Below are 15988 nucleotides of genomic sequence, written 5' to 3'. Positions count from 1 at the left end.
CGGCGGCGCGCGCCGGGGCAGTCGGCATCTCTTCCTGGGAGCCGGCCTACCGCGTCTATTTCTTGACGCGGTAGACCTCATGACAGCCGCCGCAATTGGAGCCGATCGTCTTGAGCGCGGCGCCGACCGCCGCCTGGTCCGCCGGCATGCCGGCGAGCACGGTTTCGGCATCCGTGCCTAACTTGGCGGACTTGGCCTTGAAGTCGTCCATCTTCTCCCAGATCTCGGCTTTCGCCTCGGTCTCGTACCCCGCCTCGGAGCCGGCCGGGAACTGGTCCGGGAAGGCCTTCGCCACTTCGCTCATCGTCGTCAGCGATGCCTTGACGATCTCCGCGTCGTAGGGCTTCTCGCCCTTGGCGATGCCTGCAAGCGCGCCCATGGCGCCGCCCACCTTCTTCATCATCTCCTGGCGGACGACCTGTGGCTCGTCCGCCGCCACGACGGCGCCCGCGCCAAGGGCCGCAAGCGCGGCCGCGGCCGCCAAAGTCCTGAACCTCATCGACAACTCCCTTTTCAGGCGGCCGGTTGATTCCGCGCCGCCGGTTTACGATGCGCCGGCATGATTGCATTTTAGGAAGTCGATGAAAGTAAAATCTTTTTGAGGACAGAAAGACTGCGTCAAGTCATGCTCCAGCCCCGCCACACCGTAAGCACCGCGATAGCGACGAGCAGCACACCTGCGGCGCGGCCGATGAAGCGGGTGGCGGCGGGGCTGGCGACGAGAGCGTCGCGGCTGCGGGCGGCGGCGAGCGCCAGCCCGCCATAGATGGCGAGCTGAGTCACCCAGGTCACGAGCAGCATGACGAGCGCCTGGCGCCAGACGGGGCCGAATTCCGGCCGCAGGAACTGCGGGAAGACCGCCAGCATGAAGAGATAGGCCTTCGGGTTCATCAGGCTGGTCAAGGCACCCTGCCGGAACCGCGTGACGAGCCCGCGCCGGTCGAGGCTGCCCACCGTGTCGACCACGATGGAGCTGCGAAAGAGCTGCCAGCCGATCCACGCGACATAGGCCGCGCCGACGATCAGCAGCGCATCGAAGAGTTTGGGCGCGAAATACAGGAGCATGCCGACGCCGAGCGCGGCGTACAGCGTGTGCACCAGGCCGCCCGCCATGATGCCGAATGTCGCCGAGAGCCCCGCCTTCCGGCCGCCGGACAGGGAGCTCGCCAGCACGAAGACCATGTCCATGCCCGGCACGATGACGATGCCGGAGACGAGGAGGAAATAGAGCCAGAGGTTTTCGCTATAGGTCATGTCAGTTGGCCGTCGCCTTCTTTCGCGCCGCGGCCGGATGCCGCCTTTTGTTTCAAGCGCTTGAAGCGTGCTATACAGAGGGCCAACTGACAGGGATGTGTCAGTTGTGACGGAGAAACCATGCGCAAGGCATCGCGGCTTTTCGAGATCATCCAGATCCTGCGGCTCGCCCGCCATCCGGTGACGGCCGCCGATATCGCCGCGCGGCTGGAGGTGACGGTGCGCTCGATCTACCGCGACATCGCGGCGCTTCAGGCGATGCGCGTGCCGGTCGAGGGCGAGCGCGGTATCGGCTATATCCTGCGCCCGGGTTTCGACCTGCCGCCGCTGATGTTCTCCATCGAGGAGACGGAAGCGGTGGTGCTGGCGCTGGCGCTTCTGGAGCGCACCGGCGATGCGGACCTGCGCGCCGCCGCGAAAAGGGTGGGCGACAAGATCGCGGGCGCCGTGCCGCCGCCGCTGCGCCAGACGTTTTCCGCCCGCGCGCTGCACGCCTGGGGCACCACGCCGGCCCAGCCCGAGGGCATCGACCTTGCCACCGTGCGCCGGGCGATCCGCGACGAGGAGAAACTGCTCATCGACTATCGCGACGAATACGGCCGCGCCACCGAGCGCACCATCCGCCCGGTCGCCCTCATCTATTATTCGCAGACGGCGAACATCGTCGCCTGGTGCGAGCTGCGCACGGCGATCCGCAACTTCCGCGCCGACCGGGTGGAAGCCTGCGCGCTGACGGGCACGCATTTCCGCGGCGAGGGCGACGGACTGCGGCAGGTGTGGATTTCCGGCTGGGCGGAGAATGGGCAGGCGGCGTCCTAGTCCGGCCATTCCTCGCGTCGCCATTGCCGTGCCGTATGGATGACGCGCAGGATGAACAGGGTTTCCCGCCCCTCGGCCATGTCCATGCAATAGGCGATGACATAGGGAAGACCGTTCACCGATTTCTCGTAGGTCCCGCCGACCCGACCGGGCCGTCCGACGGCGCGTTCGCCCAAGAGGGTAGCCGCCGCGTCGATGCGCCCGGCAACCGATCGCGCCGCCACAGGATCGTCCTTGGCGATGTGGCGGATTTGCTGTTTCAGGTCGTCAAGCGCCGCACGGGACCACCGGACGGGCCGCTTCAAGACCGGTCGCGCCCGGCCGCCTCGATCACGGACGCAAGCTCGGACATGGCCTCGTCATGCGGAACCGTCCGCCCGTTGCGCACATCGTCCAGCCCTTCGTTGATGCCCTCGACGATGGCCAGCTCCCGGGCGACATAGGCCGAGACCGCTTCGGCCGCGAGGAAGGAACGGCTGCGGCGCGTGTCGGCCGCAAGCCTGTCGAGCTTTTCCTTGATGTCCGCGCTGACGCGGATCGTCATCGTCGTGCTGCTCATGGCGGTCACCTGTGCTGTTTTGTGTACATAGTAGCACAACGCCACCCACCTGCGCAAAAACGAAAAACCCCGGCCGTTCCCGGCCGGGGTCTCGCAAACTCGAAAAAGCCGGCGGGCTTACTTCGCGGCGGCTTCGTAGCGCTCCAGGACGTAGTCCCAGTTGATCAGGCTGTCGACGAAGGCTTCGAGGTATTTCGGGCGGGCGTTGCGGTAGTCGATGTAGTAGGAGTGTTCCCACACGTCGACGCCGAGGATCGGTTCCGCGCCGTGCACCAATGGGTTCTCGCCGTTCGGGGTCTTGGAGATGGCGAGCTTGCCGTCCTTGACGGAGAGCCAGGCCCAGCCGGAGCCGAACTGCGTCGTGCCGGCGGCGACGAAATCGGCCTTGAACTTGTCATAGCCGCCGAGATCGCTGTCGATCGCCTTCTGAAGGGCGCCCGGCAGGCTCTTGCCGCCGCCGCCCTTCTTCATCCACTTCCAGAAATGGACGTGGTTGTAGTGCTGGCCGGCATTGTTGAAGAGGCCCTGGTTGGTGCCGTAGGACTTCTTGACGATCTCTTCGAGGGAGAGGTTCGCGAGGCCGGCTTCTTCCGCCAGCTTGTTGCCGTTGTCGACATAGGCCTTGTGGTGCTTGTCGTGGTGATATTCGAGCGTCTCGCGCGACATGAAGGGCGAAAGCGCGTCGTAATCATAGGGAAGCGGCGGAAGTTCGAAAGCCATCGTGGTGTCTCCTCTTTGTTTGCCGCAACTCCGGATGCAAAATGGCTGGGCCGCTTTGCCGGAATTGCTCTGGCGACGGAATTTTATGAAGGAAATCCGTGAGCGGAACATAGGATCGGCAACCGGAAGAGGCAACCGCCCGCCTTCCAAATTTTCCCGGCATGCGACAAAATCCTTCCGGTTTTTCCTGTCAGATCAAGGGTGAAGGGAACATCCGCCCGATTCGGGACATTTCGTCCCTTCCCGCCAACCCGGAGTTTTCCATGCGCGCCATCCCGCTTGCCGTCCTCTGCCTCTCGCTCGCCACCCCGCTCGCCCACGCCTCCGCGCCTGATGCTTGGGAGGAATTCCGTGCCGACGTGGAGAAAAGCTGCCTTGCCAGCCTGCCGGAAGCACTCGGCACGCCGAGCGTCTTCGTCGAGCCGACGGGCACGCAGTCCTTCGGCATCGCCGCCATCGAGGGGCTTTCGCCGGAATCGAAGAGCCAGATCACCTATGTCTGCATCTACGACAAGCAGAAGAAGACCGTGGAAGTCTCGCCCCCCATCGCCGCCGAATTCCTGCATGTGGTGCGCGAGAGCGAACGCGAGGCCGCCGCGAAGGAGCGCGCGGCGACCGGCGACAACAAGACGGAGGATGCGGCAGGGCAGGAATAGGCGTCACGCTTCTGACCACGGCTTTTGTGGCGCCCCAGCTCCAACCGTCGCATATATAAAAGCCGGGGGACGCCATGTTTCCCTTCTCCCCTCGGGGAGAAGGTCGCGGCAGCGGGATGAGGGGGGCGCCGAAGGCGAAGCGACCGCCCCCTTGCATGTTCATTTTGCATTGATTGCTTGATGATCGATGCGCACTCCGGCGGATGGCCATCCGCCGGAGTGCGGACGGTCGGGACCGCGACCCCCTTGGCTTGAACCGGGGATGAGCTTGGTCCGGCCGTCCTTCGCGTTTGTCCTGAACAGATGATGGGGAGCAAGTCCCGCATGCAAGGCAAGGTATCGTCAAAACCAAACGCGGCACCAGTTTATGTCGGTGTCGATGTCTGTAAAGAGTGGCTCGACATTCATTTGCATCCGCTGGGCCGCGACCTCAGGCTCGCCAATGGCAAGGCCGGGCTGCAAGCGCTGAAGCGGCTACTGCGCGGGCTGCAGCCGGCCTCTATCGTGATGGAGGCGACGGGCAAGTTTCACCGACTGGCCCATCGCAGTCTGCATGAGAGCGGCTTTCCGGTCGCTATCGTCGATCCGTATCGCGCCCGCATGTTCGCCAGAGCCTGCGGCCACTTGGCCAAGACCGATCGGCTGGATGCCCGCTTTCTCGCCATTCTCTCGCAAATGCAGCAGCCAGCGCCCACCGCGCCTCCCGACAAGCTTCTGGAAACACTTGGCGAACTGATCAATGCGCGCTGCGCGGCCGCAGCCGATCTGGCGGCGCACAAGAACCGCCTGAAAGCGACGGATAGTGCTTTCCTGCGCCAGCAGCTCGGCAAGCTGGTCATAGCCTTGCAGCGGCATATCGAAAGCTTGGACAAGGAGATCGCCCAGCGCATCGCCGAGGATCCCGAGCTTTGCCGCAGGGTGGAAATCCTGACCTCCGTTCCCGGCGTCGGCGCCGTCACGGCTCATTGCCTGGTCATCGGCCTGAGCGAGTTGGGGCACTGCAATGCCAAGCAGGCGGCCATGCTGGCCGGCTTGGCGCCGATCGCCAACGACAGTGGCGCGCGCCAGGGGCAGCGCTCGATCAGTGGCGGCCGCAAGACGCCGCGCAACGCCCTCTACATGGCGGCGCTGTCGGCCTGCCGCTACAATCCGGATATGAAAACCTTCGCCACACGGCTGAAGGACAACGGAAAGCAGGCCAAGGTCGTTCTCACCGCCGTCATGCGAAAACTCGTCGTCCTCGCCAACACGCTTCTTACCCAAAATCGATGCTGGACGCCAAATCCACCTTGACCTTCAACACAGATGCTCATCCGACCCTTCGGGCCACCTTCTCCCCGAGGGGAGAAGGGGAAGCGGCGTCGTGCCTCAACGCGAACGCGACGCCTATGTGGAATGGGCCTCGAACCGGATCAGCCGAGTTCCTGCGCGAGGCCGATGAGCAGTCCCTCGGGCCCGCGGATATAGCAGAGCCGATAGACGTCCTTGTAGCGGACGACCTCGCCGACCAGCTCGGCGCCGTGTGCGCCGAGCCTTGCAAGCGTATCGTCGATGTCGTCGACGGTGAACATGGCGCGCAGGTAGCCGAGCGCGTTGACCGGGGCCTTGCGGTGATCGGCGACGACGGCCGGCCTCAGGAAGCGGGAGAGTTCCAGACGGCTGTGCCCGTCCGGCGTGCGCATCATGGCGATCTCGACATGCTGGTCGCCGAGGCCGGTGACACGTCCGGCCCACTCCCCTTCGACCATCGCGCGTCCTTCGAGTTCGAGGCCGAGTTCGCGAAAGAAATCGATCGCCCCATCGAGGTCCTCGACCACGATGCCGATATTGTCCATCCGCTTGAGCGCCATGCGTCCATCCTCCGAGCTGATGCCGCAATCTACAGTCTGCCGGCCGGTCCAACAACGGGTGCCCGGGACGGTTCGACCGGCTAGTCGAGGACGACGACCGCCTCCACCTCGAACAGCATGGGGTCGATCGCGAGCCTGGGAACGGGAACCAGGGTCTGGGCCGGCAGCGTTTCGCCGAACATCTCCTTGACGTTCCGGGTCAGCACGCCGAGCTTGGACATGTCGTGGTCCACCACGTAGACCGTGAGCTTAGCGACCTGATCCGGCCTTGCGCCCACCGCGTCGAGCGCGGTGCGCAGATTGGCGTAGGCCTGCCCGACCTGCGCGGCGAAGTCGGGCGACAAGGCCCCGGCGCCGTCCTGGCCGCCCTGCCCCGAAATATAGGCCACCCGGGCGCCGGCGGGCACGATCACCGCCGTGCTGTAGCCGTTCTGCGTCGGGTCGCCCAGCGCCTTCGGGTTGACGATGGTCAGCCTGTTCGCTGACGCCGCGGTGGAAAGTGCCGTGGTCATGATGAATAGCCCTCCGATGAGCAGATGCCTGATTGCGCGTGACATGGTTTTCTCCCGGTTTTGCCGGCTGCGGGCGATGCCCTTCGCGGCCGGCAGGAACGAGCCTCGCCTTGTCGAAAGGATTGACTCGTACGCTGCACGAGTTGTCGTATGGTACAATGTACGAGTCAATCGGAAAAGATCGACATTCGTCGTGTTGCCGGTCAAAATGGTGTCGTGAACAGCAGGGAAGACGGATGACAGCCAAGCGCAGCAGCACCCGGAAGAAGCGGCCCGAGACCGTGCAGGAGCCGCGTGCCGAGCCGCCTCTCTCCCGCGAACGCATCGTCACTGCCGCCGTGGAGCTGCTGGACGCCGAGGGCGTCGGCGGCCTGACGATGCGCCGGCTGGCCGATCACATCGGCGCGGGCGTGATGAGCCTCTACTGGCATGTCGACAACAAGGAGGACGTGCTTGCGCTGGCGCTCGATTGCGTGCTCGACTATCGCCGGCCGCCGGACATGGCCGGGCCTTCGGACTGGCGCGACGAGGTGCTTCACCTGCTCGAGGACTGGCGCGCCGTCATGCTTCGCCATCCCTGGTCGGCATCGCTCCTGCCGCGCCAGGTGCTCGGCCGCAATGCCCTCGCCCGGCTGGAACGACTGAGCATGACCTTGTCGAAGGCCGGCGTGGCGGAGGCGGACCTGAACGCCGCCATATGGTCGTTCTGGAACTATGTCATGGGCGCGACCATCACGCGGTCGAGCTTCGACCTCTCCGCCAAGGACAGGGCCGATGCGCAGCAGCGCCTTGCGCAGCCCGGCGGGCAGCATCCGGCGATCGAGCGCTCCGGCCTCTTGCAGGAGGACGATTGGGACGGAGTCTTCCGGAAAGGCCTCGGCTTCCTGCTCGACGGGCTCTCTCTTCAGGGACAGACTACCGCATAGCGTACGAGGTCGCCGCCTTCCCCTTCTCCCCTCGGGGAAAAGGTGGCCCGAAGGGTCGGATGAGGGGGTTGCACGACTTTTCAGCGTCGGCGCCACCCCCTCATCCCGCTGCCGCGACCTTCTCCCCGAGGGGAGAAGGGGCAGGAAGCACTCTTCCAATCATATTCCGGACGCAGCTTTCAGACCGGGTCCTTTATGCTTCAAGCATCGCCGTTGGAATGCGCCCAGTCGAAATAGAGGTCGCGGGCCTTGGCGGTGACGGGACCGGGCTGGAGGTCGCGGTCGTCGAGGCGGGTGACGGGGACCACCTTGGAATAGTTGCCCGAGGTGAAGATCTCGTCGGCGGTCTGGAAATCGGCGAGCGCCAGCGTGGTTTCCACCACTTCGAAGCCGGCCTCCTTCAAGAGGCCGATGACGCGCATGCGCGTGATGCCGGCAAGGAAGGTGCGGTTGGCGGCGGGCGTGAAGACGACGCCGTCGCGGACCATGAAGATGTTGGACGAGGCGGTCTCGGCGACATTGCCCAGCATGTCGCGCACCAGCGCGTTGTCGAAGCCGCGTTTCCTCGCCTCCACCAGCATGCGGGCATTGTTGGGATAGAGGCAGCCCGCCTTCGCGTCGGTCGGCATGCATTCGACCGTCGGGCGGCGGAAGGGCGAGACGGTGAGCGACGAGCCGGCCTTCGGATCGCCCATCGACGCCTCGAAGAGGCAGAGCGCGAACCGGGTCGAGCCCGGATCCGGCGCGACGACGCTGGTGGACGAGCCGTGCTCGGCCCAGTACATCGGCTTGATATAGATGGCGGTCTTGCCGTCGAATTTCTGCACGCCCTCCCAGGCGAGCGTCTCGATTTCCCCGGCCTGCATCGTCGCCGCAAGGCCGAGCGCCTCGGCGGAGCGGTTCACGCGCTGGCAATGAAGGTCGAGGTCGGGCGCGATGCCGTCGAACCAGCGCGCGCCGTCGAACACGGTCGAGCCGAGCCACATGGCATGCGAGGTGGGGCCGATGAGCGGCGGGTTGCCCGCGATCCATTCGCCGTCCACGAAGGTCCAGGTCGTCGAGCGTGGTGAGGTATCGACTGGCATTTTCAAGCTCCTTTTCGCCCATCAAGGCCCGACCGGAAGGACGGGTCAAGTCGAAACTGCCTTCCGACAGCAGACGCCTCTTGTCCATTCAAGATGTTGAATGGGTGCATCAGGTCTTATCATGAGTGGCGTTCTGGCGGGGCGCGGCGGACCATGCGATAGAGGACCATGACCGCAGAAACTGCCGACCTGCCCCGCATCCGCCGCCTCACCGTCGATGACGTCGTGCCCTTCCGCGCCATCCGCCTCGAGGCGCTGCGCGAGGCTCCGGCGGCCTTCGCCAGCACGGCGGCGGACTTTGCGCTGCGCTCGGACGCCGCGCTGCGCATGACTCTGGCCGACCTCGTCCTCTTCGCCGCCTTCCGCGGCAACGACCCGGTCGGCCTGATAGGCCTGATGCGCAACGGCTCCAGCAAGATGGCGCACCGCGCCACGGTCATCATGGTCTATGTGCGCGCCGCGGAACGGGGCCGCGCGCTGGCGGACGAGCTGCTCGCGACCGTCACCGACCACGCGCGCGGCATGGGCCTGCGCCAGCTGGAACTCGCCGTCGCATCGAGAACGACCCGGCGCTCGCCTTCTACCGCCGGCGGGGTTTTAGCGAGGTAGGCCGCATTCCGGGCGGGTTCCTGCACGAGGGCCGCGAGATCGACGAGATCCTGATGATGCGCCGGATCGTCTGACCCGGATCGCCTAGAAAAAGGGGGAAAGCATGCGCGCAATGTATTACGAGGCCTTCGAGGCGGCGCCTGACATCCGGGTGCTGCCCGACCCGACCCCGGCGACGGGCGGCGTGGTGATCAAGGTGGAGGCGACGGGCCTTTGCCGCAGCGACTGGCATGGCTGGATGGGGCACGATCCCGATATCAGGCTGCCGCATGTGCCGGGGCACGAGCTTGCCGGCACGGTGGTCGCCGTCGGCAAGGCGGTGCGGCGGTTCCGCGAGGGCGAACGGGTGACGGTGCCCTTCGTCTCCGGCTGCGGCCATTGCGGCGAGTGCCGCTCGGGCAACCAACAGGTCTGCGAGGAACAGTTCCAGCCCGGCTTCACCCATTGGGGCTCGTTTGCCGAATATGTCGCGATCGACCATGCCGACCACAATCTGGTGCACCTGCCGGAGGCGATCGACTACGCCACCGCCGCCAGCCTCGGCTGCCGCTTCGCCACCTCCTTCCGCGCGGTCGTCGACCAGGCGCGGGTGACCGGCGGCGAATGGGTGGCGGTGCATGGCTGCGGCGGCGTGGGCTTGTCCGCCATCATGATCGCGGCCGCGCTGGGCGCCAATCCCGTTGCCATCGACATTTCCGCGGAAAAGCTGGACTTCGCGAGGAAGATGGGGGCGGTCGCGGCGATCGATGCGCGTGGCGTCGCCGACGTGGCCGAGGCGGTGCGCGAGATCACCGGCGGCGGGGCGCATGCCTCGATCGACGCGCTCGGCTCGCCCGCCACCTGCTTCAACTCGATCCGCAACCTGCGCCGGCGCGGGCGGCATGTGCAGGTCGGCCTGATGCTGGCCGACCATGCGACGCCGCAGATCCCCATGGCGCAGGTCATCGGCCACGAACTGGAGATCTACGGCAGCCACGGCATGCAGGCCTGGCGCTACGACGCGATGCTGGCGATGATCGAAAGTGGCAAGCTCGCGCCGCAGAAGCTCATCGGCCGCCACATCAGCCTCGAGGAGGCCGTGCCGGCGCTGATGGCGATGGACAGGGCGACGGACCTCGGCATCAGCGTGATCACGCGGTTCTGAGGGGGCGGGGCGGGAATACTATCGCATAGGAAGACCCCTCCCCAACCCCTCCCCACAAGGGGGAGGGACTTAACGCGCGGCACGCTCGACGTGAAAAATGGAAGGAAGAGCAGGCGGCTAGCCTTCTCCCCCCTTGTGGGGGAGATGCCGGCAGGCAGAGAGGGTCTTATGCATTCCACACCTGATTGACATTCCCCCGCCGATACCCGCCAATCGTCGGTGACAATACCCATGAGGAATCGCCGCCATGTCCCACGCCGCCTATGTCTTCGACGCCTATGGCACGCTGTTCGACGTGCATGCGGCAGTGCGCCGCCATGCGGGGGATGTGGGGCCGAATTACCAGCTCTTCTCGGAAATCTGGCGCGCAAAACAGCTCGAATATTCCTGGACGCGGGCGCTGATGGGCGCCTATGCCGACTTCTGGCAGCTCACCGAGCAGGCGCTCGACTATACGTTCCAGCACGTAAGCGGCGTCGATCCGGCGCTGCGCCAGAAGCTGCTCGACGCCTACTGGAAGCTCGACTGCTATCCGGAGGTACCGGCCGTGCTGAAGGCACTGAAGCAGCGCGGCGCGCATATCGCGATCCTGTCCAACGGCTCGCCGGCCATGCTCGCCTCGGCGGTGAAGAATGCGGCGCTCGACACGGTGATCGACGACATCTTCTCGGTCGACGCGCTGAAGACCTACAAGACCGCGCCCGCGGTCTACGACCTCGTGACGACCAGCTATCGGCTCTATCCCAACGCCGTGTCGTTCCAGTCGTCCAACCGCTGGGACATTGCGGGGGCGACGAAATTCGGCTTCCGCACGGTCTGGATCAACCGCAACAACGCGCCGGACGAATATTTCGACCTCGGCCCTGCCCTCATCCTGCCCTCGCTGGAGAGCCTCTGAAATGGCCTGGTCCGCCGCGCAATACCTGAAATTCGAGGACGAGCGCACGCGTCCGGCCCGCGATCTCCTCGCCCAGGTGCCGGCGGACCTCGTCGCCGGCATGGTCCATGACCTCGGCTGCGGGCCGGGCAATTCGACGGAACTGCTCGTCGCGCGGTTTCCCGGCCGCGGCGTGCGGGGCGTCGACAATGCCGGCGACATGCTGAAGGCCGCCCGCCGGCGCCTGCCGGGCGTCGATTTCGTGGAATGCGACCTTGCGACGTGGCGCCCGCCCGAGCCGGCCGCCCTGCTCTTCGCCAATGCCGTATTCCAGTGGCTGCCGGACCATCTGGCGCTGCTGGCGCGGCTGATGGACGGCCTTCGCCCGGGCGGCGTGCTCGCCGTACAAATGCCCGACAACCTGACCGAGCCGTCCCACATCCTGATGGAGGAAAGCGCGCTTTCCGGCCCATGGCGCGACGCCTTCGCCGAGGGCACGCCGCGCCGCAAGCCGCTGCCCGCGCCGTCCGCCTATTTCGATGCGCTGGGGCCGAAGGCGGCGCGCGTCGACGTCTGGCATACGGCCTACAACCACCCGATGGCGACGGCGGCCGATATCGTCGAATGGGTCAAGGGCACGGGCCTGCGCCCCTATCTCGACCGCATCCCCGCCGAACACCACGCCGGCTTCCTCGCCGACTACGAAAGCCGCATCGCAAAAGCCTATGCCCCAATGGCCGATGGGCGCCGACTGCTGCGGTTTCCGCGGATTTTCATCACGGCGGTGAAGGGCTGATCGCTCAGATCTTCTCCACCAGGAAATCGATGAACGCCCGGATGCGCGCCGCCAGGTGCTCGTGGCCGGCGAAGACGGCGTGCACGACCTCGATATCGCCGGGATTGAACGCCTCCAGCACCGGCACGAGCGTGCCGGCGGCGATATCGGGCTCGACATGGAAGCGGCCGATGCGGCCGAGGCCGAGCCCATCGAGGCAGAGCTGGCGCAGGATCGCGCCGCTGGACACCAGCATGTTGCCGGCAATGTCATGGGCCTCGACGGTCTGCCCGTCCTCGGAGAGGAACGGCCAGTCGTCCATGCTGCGGCGGAAATTGAAGCGCAGGCAATTGTGCGCGGCAAGGTCGGCGGGATGCTGCGGCATGCCGTTTTTCGCAAGATAGGCCGGCGCAGCGATGACGACCTTGCGGCTTTCGAGCAGCTTGCGCGCCTTCAGCGAGGAATCGCGCAAGGGGCCGGAGCGGATGGCGACGTCGGTGCGCTCGCCGATCACGTCGATGACGCCGTCCGTCAGCGTCAGGTCCAGCTCGATTTCCGGATAGAGGCTCAGGAAGTCGGGCACGAGCGGCAGGATATAGCGCTCGCCGAAGCCGACCGAGGCGTTGACCCTGAGCAGCCCGCGCGGCACGACTTTCGCGCCCTCCGCCACGATGCGCTCCGTCTCGGCGATCTCCGCCAGGATGCGCCGCGCCCGCCCGAGATAGACCTCCCCTTCCGGCGTCAATTCCAGCCGCCGCGTCGTGCGCACGAGAAGCCGCGCGCCCAGCCGGTCCTCGATGCGGGTGACGAGCTTGCTGACGGCCGAGGGCGACAGGCGCAGCTTTCGCCCCGCGGCGGAAAAGCTCTTCAGCTCCGCCGCCGTGACGAAGACCTCCATTTCGCCCGCCCGGTTGTCCATGCGCCACCTGTGAATTTACTTCACATATTCTTATCCACTCATCCGGATTAACGCGCAAGCGGCCAGCCGCCATATTCCGCCCCGAACCAGGAACGCAACCCAGCAATCCGTCCGGCTCCACGCCCGACGCGGGGATACGCCATGCCACTCGCTCTCTTTGCCCTGACCGTCGCGGCCTACGCGATCGGCACCACCGAATTCGTGATCGTCGGCCTGCTGCCGACCGTCGCCTCCGATCTTCACATCACCCTGCCGCTTGCCGGCCTCATCGTCTCCGTCTACGCGCTCGGCGTCACGTTCGGCGCGCCCGTTCTCACGGCCTTGACCGGAAGGCTCGGCCGCAAGCCGCTGCTCGTCGGCCTCATGGCTCTCTTCATCGCCGGAAACATGCTTGCGGCACTTGCGCCGAGCTACGGCATGCTGCTTGCCGGCCGCGTGCTCTCGGCCTTCGCGCACGGCGTCTTCTTCTCCGTCGGCGCCACCATCGCGGCCGATCTGGTCACGCCGGACAGGCGCGCATCCGCCATCGCCATGATGTTCATGGGCCTGACGGTCGCCATCGTCACCGGCGTTCCGCTCGGCACGGTCATCGGCCAGACCTTCGGCTGGCGCGCCACCTTCTTCGCCGTCGCCGGCCTCGGCCTTGTCGCCCTCGCCGCCATCGCGCTGCTGCTGCCGGCGAACCTGCGCCGGGAAGAGCCGGCCGGCCTGATGGAACAGGTGCGCGTGCTCGGCTCCGGGCGCCTGCTCATCGTGTTCGCCATGACGGCGCTCGGCTATGGCGGCACCTTCGTCACCTTCACCTTCCTCTCGCCGCTGCTGCAGGAGATCACCGGCTTTGCGGAAAGCACCGTCAGCCTCGTGCTGGTGCTCTACGGCGCGGCCATCGCGCTCGGCAACGTGGTCGGCGGCAAGGCGGCGAACCGCGACCCGGTGAAGGCGCTTGTCGTGCTCTTCGCGCTGCAGGCCCTCGTGCTGGTGCTGTTCACCTTCACCGCGCCCTCGCCGGTCCTTGCGCTCGTCACGCTCGCCGCGCTCGGCTTCCTGTCCTTCGCCAACGTGCCGGGCCTCCAGCTCTATGTCGTCGATATGGCCAAGCGCCACCGCCCGGCCGGCGTGGACGTCGCCTCGGCGCTCAACATCGCGGCCTTCAACCTCGGCATCGCAGCGGGCGCGTGGATCGGCGGGCTCACCGTCGCCTCGCCCCTCGGCCTTGGCGCAACGCCCTTTGTCGGCGCCATCCTCGTCGCCGGCGCGCTCGGCCTCACGCTTCTCAGCGGCGCGCTCGACCGGCGCGAACGCGGCCAGCCGGACGCCGCCTGCCAGCCGGCCTGAAATCCTTTTCCCGCCGGGGCGCACCCCCTCCCGGCTCCGGCGGGTCCTCAACCTCACAAGGAGACTTCCATGAAAACCGTCAACGCCAACGGCGCCCATATACCCCAGCTCGGCTTCGGCACGTTCCGCATGCCGGAGGCCGAGGTCCACGCCATCCTGCCGAAGGCGCTTGCCGCCGGCTTCACCCATGTCGACACCGCCCAGATCTATGAGAACGAGGCAGCCGTCGGCGCGGCCATCGCCGCATCCGGCGTCGGGCGCGAAAACATCTTCCTCACCACAAAGGTCTGGGTCGCCCATTACGGCAGGGATGCCTTTTCCGCTTCCGTCGAGGAAAGCCTCAGGAAGCTGAAGACCGACCATGTCGATCTCCTCCTGCTGCATTGGCCTAACGATGCCGTGCCGCTCGCCGAGCAGATCGGAGAACTCAACGCCGTGCGCGAGCGCGGGCTGGCGCGGCATATCGGCGTCAGCAACTTCAACACCGCGCTGATGGCCGAGGCCGTGCGCCTCAGCGCCGCGCCGCTCGCCACCAATCAGGTGGAATACCATCCCTATCTCGACCAGACGAAGGTGCTGGAAGCTGCCGGGACTCACGGCATGGCGCTCACCGCCTACTACGCCATGGCCGACGGCAAGGTGCTCGGCGACCCGGCGCTGCGCGAGATCGGCGCGGCGCACGGCAAGTCGGCGGCGCAGGTCGTGCTGCGCTGGCTGGTGCAGCAGCCGGATGTCGTCACCCTTACCAAGACGGCGACGGAAAGCCGGCTTGCGGAAAACCTCGCCTTGTTCGACTTCGTGCTGACGCACGACGAGATGATGCGCATCCACAGGCTCGCCCGCCCGGACGGCCGCATCGTCAGCCCGGAAGGCCTTGCGCCGGCCTGGGACAAGGCCGCCTGACCCAGAACCGGTCTTCCGCGGCACTGCTGCGGAAGACCTCCTTCCGAAAAGCCTCCCGTCAAGCCGGCGGGCATGCCAGACTTGGCATACGATTCTGCGAACCGGAGGGACCGCCCTGGCCGCATCTGACGCTCTCGACGCGCTGCTGTCGCAAGGCGGCTCGACGGCGCTGCTGGCGATCCGCGGCGGCCGGGTCGTCTTCGCGCGCGGTCACAATGCCCACCGCTCCAGCCTCGCCTCCGTGCGCAAGTCGCTGATCGGCATCCTCTACGGCATCGCCGTCGCCGAGGGCGACATCGACCTTGCGGCGACGCTCGGCGACCTCGGCATCGACGACCTCGCACCGCTGACGGACAGGGAGAAACAGGCGACCGTCGCCGATCTCCTCGCCGCGCGCTCCGGCGTCTACCATCCCAGCGTCTACGGCGACGACCGCGACAGGCCGGCCCGCGGCAGCCATGCGCCGGGTACGTTCTGGTACTACAACAACTGGGATTTCAACGTGCTCGGCACGATCTACCGACAGCAGACCGGGCGGACGCTTTGCGAGGCTTTCCGGAAACGGGTGGCCGAACCGCTCGGCATGCAGGATTTCCGGCCCGAGGACATTTTCGACCTGCCCGGCCCGCAATCGCGCCACCCGGTCTACAAGATGCGCCTGTCGGGCCGGGATCTCGCCCGCGTCGGCGTGCTCTTCCTGCAGGATGGCCGCTGGGAGGCGGAGCAGATCGTGCCGCGGCGCTGGGTGGAGGAGAGCGTCACGCCCCACAGCGATCTCGGCGGCGGGCGCGGCTACGGCTATCTCTGGTGGACGGCGGCGGCGAACGCGCCGGGCGACAGCCTCCATGCCGACTGGCCGCTGTTCTACGCCAGCGGCGCGGGCGGCCAGTACATCATCATCGTCAAGCCGCTCGATCTCGTGGTCGTTCACCGCGCCGCCGATGTCGACAACGGCATCAGCCATGCGCGCATGGGCGAGATCCTGCGCGCGCTCATCGCCGTCATCCTCTGAGCCACCCCTTTCCAACCACCGGAGCGATCCGAT

Annotated in this window: 19 protein-coding genes and 1 pseudogene; 11 read left to right on the top strand and 9 right to left on the bottom strand. The window is 66.4% G+C overall.

Annotated features, from left to right (window positions below; translation table 11 throughout):
* Positions 1 to 55 precede the first annotated feature (55 nt).
* Complete coding sequence (locus Q9316_RS05300; protein WP_306034187.1) at positions 56 to 499, bottom strand: c-type cytochrome; 444 nt, start codon at positions 497 to 499, stop codon at positions 56 to 58.
* A 119-nt stretch (positions 500 to 618) separates the two neighbouring features.
* Positions 619 to 1254 carry a LysE family translocator gene (locus Q9316_RS05295; RefSeq protein WP_306034186.1) on the bottom strand — a complete coding sequence of 212 codons (636 nt, stop codon included), beginning with the start codon at positions 1252 to 1254 and terminating at the stop codon, positions 619 to 621.
* A gap of 120 nt (positions 1255 to 1374) precedes the next feature.
* Here Q9316_RS05295 and Q9316_RS05290 point away from each other — a divergent pair, with 120 nt between their 5' ends.
* A complete protein-coding gene (locus Q9316_RS05290; RefSeq protein ID WP_306034185.1) occupies positions 1375 to 2073 on the top strand; it encodes a helix-turn-helix transcriptional regulator in 699 nt (232 codons plus the stop codon).
* Here Q9316_RS05290 and Q9316_RS05285 read toward each other — a convergent pair.
* The 3 genes from Q9316_RS05285 to Q9316_RS05275 form a co-directional block, all read right to left on the bottom strand.
* Complete coding sequence (locus Q9316_RS05285) at positions 2070 to 2378, bottom strand: type II toxin-antitoxin system RelE/ParE family toxin (RefSeq protein WP_306034184.1); 309 nt, start codon at positions 2376 to 2378, stop codon at positions 2070 to 2072. The two genes, Q9316_RS05290 and Q9316_RS05285, sit on opposite strands and share 4 nt — an antisense overlap.
* Positions 2375 to 2632, bottom strand: a complete 258-nt coding sequence (locus Q9316_RS05280; protein ID WP_306034183.1) for a CopG family ribbon-helix-helix protein — start codon at positions 2630 to 2632, stop codon at positions 2375 to 2377. The genes Q9316_RS05285 and Q9316_RS05280 overlap by 4 nt, the downstream gene beginning before the upstream one ends.
* Before the next feature lie 117 nt (positions 2633 to 2749).
* The gene (locus Q9316_RS05275) at positions 2750 to 3352 is read right to left on the bottom strand and encodes a superoxide dismutase (protein WP_306034182.1); all 603 of its coding nucleotides are present in this window, start codon (positions 3350 to 3352) and stop codon (positions 2750 to 2752) included.
* A 263-nt stretch (positions 3353 to 3615) separates the two neighbouring features.
* Between Q9316_RS05275 and Q9316_RS05270 the strand changes: the two genes are divergently transcribed.
* Entirely contained in the window at positions 3616 to 4008 is a 393-nt protein-coding gene (locus Q9316_RS05270; RefSeq protein WP_306034181.1) for a hypothetical protein, read from the top strand.
* 324 nt (positions 4009 to 4332) lie between these two features.
* Positions 4333 to 5301 carry an IS110 family transposase gene (locus Q9316_RS05265; protein WP_306034026.1) on the top strand — a complete coding sequence of 323 codons (969 nt, stop codon included), beginning with the start codon at positions 4333 to 4335 and terminating at the stop codon, positions 5299 to 5301.
* Between the two features lie 119 nt (positions 5302 to 5420).
* Here the strand turns inward: Q9316_RS05265 and Q9316_RS05260 are convergent, their stop codons facing one another.
* Together Q9316_RS05260 and Q9316_RS05255 are read right to left on the bottom strand one after the other, a co-directional pair.
* A complete protein-coding gene (locus Q9316_RS05260; protein ID WP_306034180.1) occupies positions 5421 to 5858 on the bottom strand; it encodes a VOC family protein in 438 nt (145 codons plus the stop codon).
* A gap of 80 nt (positions 5859 to 5938) precedes the next feature.
* Positions 5939 to 6415, bottom strand: a complete 477-nt coding sequence (locus Q9316_RS05255; protein WP_306034179.1) for a RidA family protein — start codon at positions 6413 to 6415, stop codon at positions 5939 to 5941.
* Positions 6416 to 6606: 191 nt separating this feature from the next.
* On the opposite strand from Q9316_RS05255, the gene Q9316_RS05250 reads away from it, so the two are divergent.
* A complete protein-coding gene (locus Q9316_RS05250) occupies positions 6607 to 7296 on the top strand; it encodes a TetR/AcrR family transcriptional regulator (RefSeq protein ID WP_306034178.1) in 690 nt (229 codons plus the stop codon).
* 200 nt (positions 7297 to 7496) lie between these two features.
* On the opposite strand, the gene Q9316_RS05245 is transcribed toward Q9316_RS05250, so the two are convergent.
* Positions 7497 to 8381 carry a branched-chain amino acid aminotransferase gene (locus Q9316_RS05245; protein WP_306034176.1) on the bottom strand — a complete coding sequence of 295 codons (885 nt, stop codon included), beginning with the start codon at positions 8379 to 8381 and terminating at the stop codon, positions 7497 to 7499.
* Positions 8382 to 8549: 168 nt separating this feature from the next.
* Between Q9316_RS05245 and Q9316_RS05240 the strand changes: the two are divergent.
* The 4 genes and pseudogenes from Q9316_RS05240 (at position 8550) to tam (ending at position 11807) form a co-directional block, all read left to right on the top strand.
* Positions 8550 to 9064 (top strand): annotated as a pseudogene (locus Q9316_RS05240) (GNAT family N-acetyltransferase).
* A 29-nt stretch (positions 9065 to 9093) separates the two neighbouring features.
* Positions 9094 to 10134, top strand: a complete 1041-nt coding sequence (locus tag Q9316_RS05235; RefSeq protein WP_306034175.1) for a zinc-dependent alcohol dehydrogenase family protein — start codon at positions 9094 to 9096, stop codon at positions 10132 to 10134.
* A gap of 247 nt (positions 10135 to 10381) precedes the next feature.
* On the top strand, positions 10382 to 11032 hold the full coding sequence (locus tag Q9316_RS05230) for a haloacid dehalogenase type II (RefSeq protein WP_306034174.1): 651 nt from the start codon (positions 10382 to 10384) through the stop codon (positions 11030 to 11032).
* Position 11033: 1 nt separating this feature from the next.
* Positions 11034 to 11807 carry a trans-aconitate 2-methyltransferase gene (gene tam / locus Q9316_RS05225; protein ID WP_306034173.1) on the top strand — a complete coding sequence of 258 codons (774 nt, stop codon included), beginning with the start codon at positions 11034 to 11036 and terminating at the stop codon, positions 11805 to 11807.
* Between the two features lie 4 nt (positions 11808 to 11811).
* On the opposite strand, the gene Q9316_RS05220 is transcribed toward tam, so the two are convergent.
* Positions 11812 to 12705 carry a LysR family transcriptional regulator gene (locus tag Q9316_RS05220; protein ID WP_306034172.1) on the bottom strand — a complete coding sequence of 298 codons (894 nt, stop codon included), beginning with the start codon at positions 12703 to 12705 and terminating at the stop codon, positions 11812 to 11814.
* Positions 12706 to 12846: 141 nt separating this feature from the next.
* On the opposite strand from Q9316_RS05220, the gene Q9316_RS05215 reads away from it, so the two are divergent.
* The 3 genes from Q9316_RS05215 (at position 12847) to Q9316_RS05205 (ending at position 15955) form a co-directional block, all read left to right on the top strand.
* Complete coding sequence (locus Q9316_RS05215; protein WP_306034171.1) at positions 12847 to 14040, top strand: MFS transporter; 1194 nt, start codon at positions 12847 to 12849, stop codon at positions 14038 to 14040.
* A 69-nt stretch (positions 14041 to 14109) separates the two neighbouring features.
* Positions 14110 to 14943: an aldo/keto reductase gene (locus Q9316_RS05210; RefSeq protein WP_306034170.1), complete on the top strand. Its 834-nt coding sequence runs from the start codon at positions 14110 to 14112 to the stop codon at positions 14941 to 14943.
* The gene (locus Q9316_RS05205; RefSeq protein ID WP_306034169.1) at positions 14915 to 15955 is read left to right on the top strand and encodes a serine hydrolase domain-containing protein; all 1041 of its coding nucleotides are present in this window, start codon (positions 14915 to 14917) and stop codon (positions 15953 to 15955) included. The genes Q9316_RS05210 and Q9316_RS05205 overlap by 29 nt, the downstream gene beginning before the upstream one ends.
* Positions 15956 to 15988 lie beyond the last annotated feature (33 nt).

This window comes from Shinella zoogloeoides (assembly GCF_030733845.1).
GTDB lineage: Bacteria > Pseudomonadota > Alphaproteobacteria > Rhizobiales > Rhizobiaceae > Shinella > Shinella zoogloeoides_C.
This window is presented reverse-complemented; position numbering and strand designations above follow the sequence as displayed.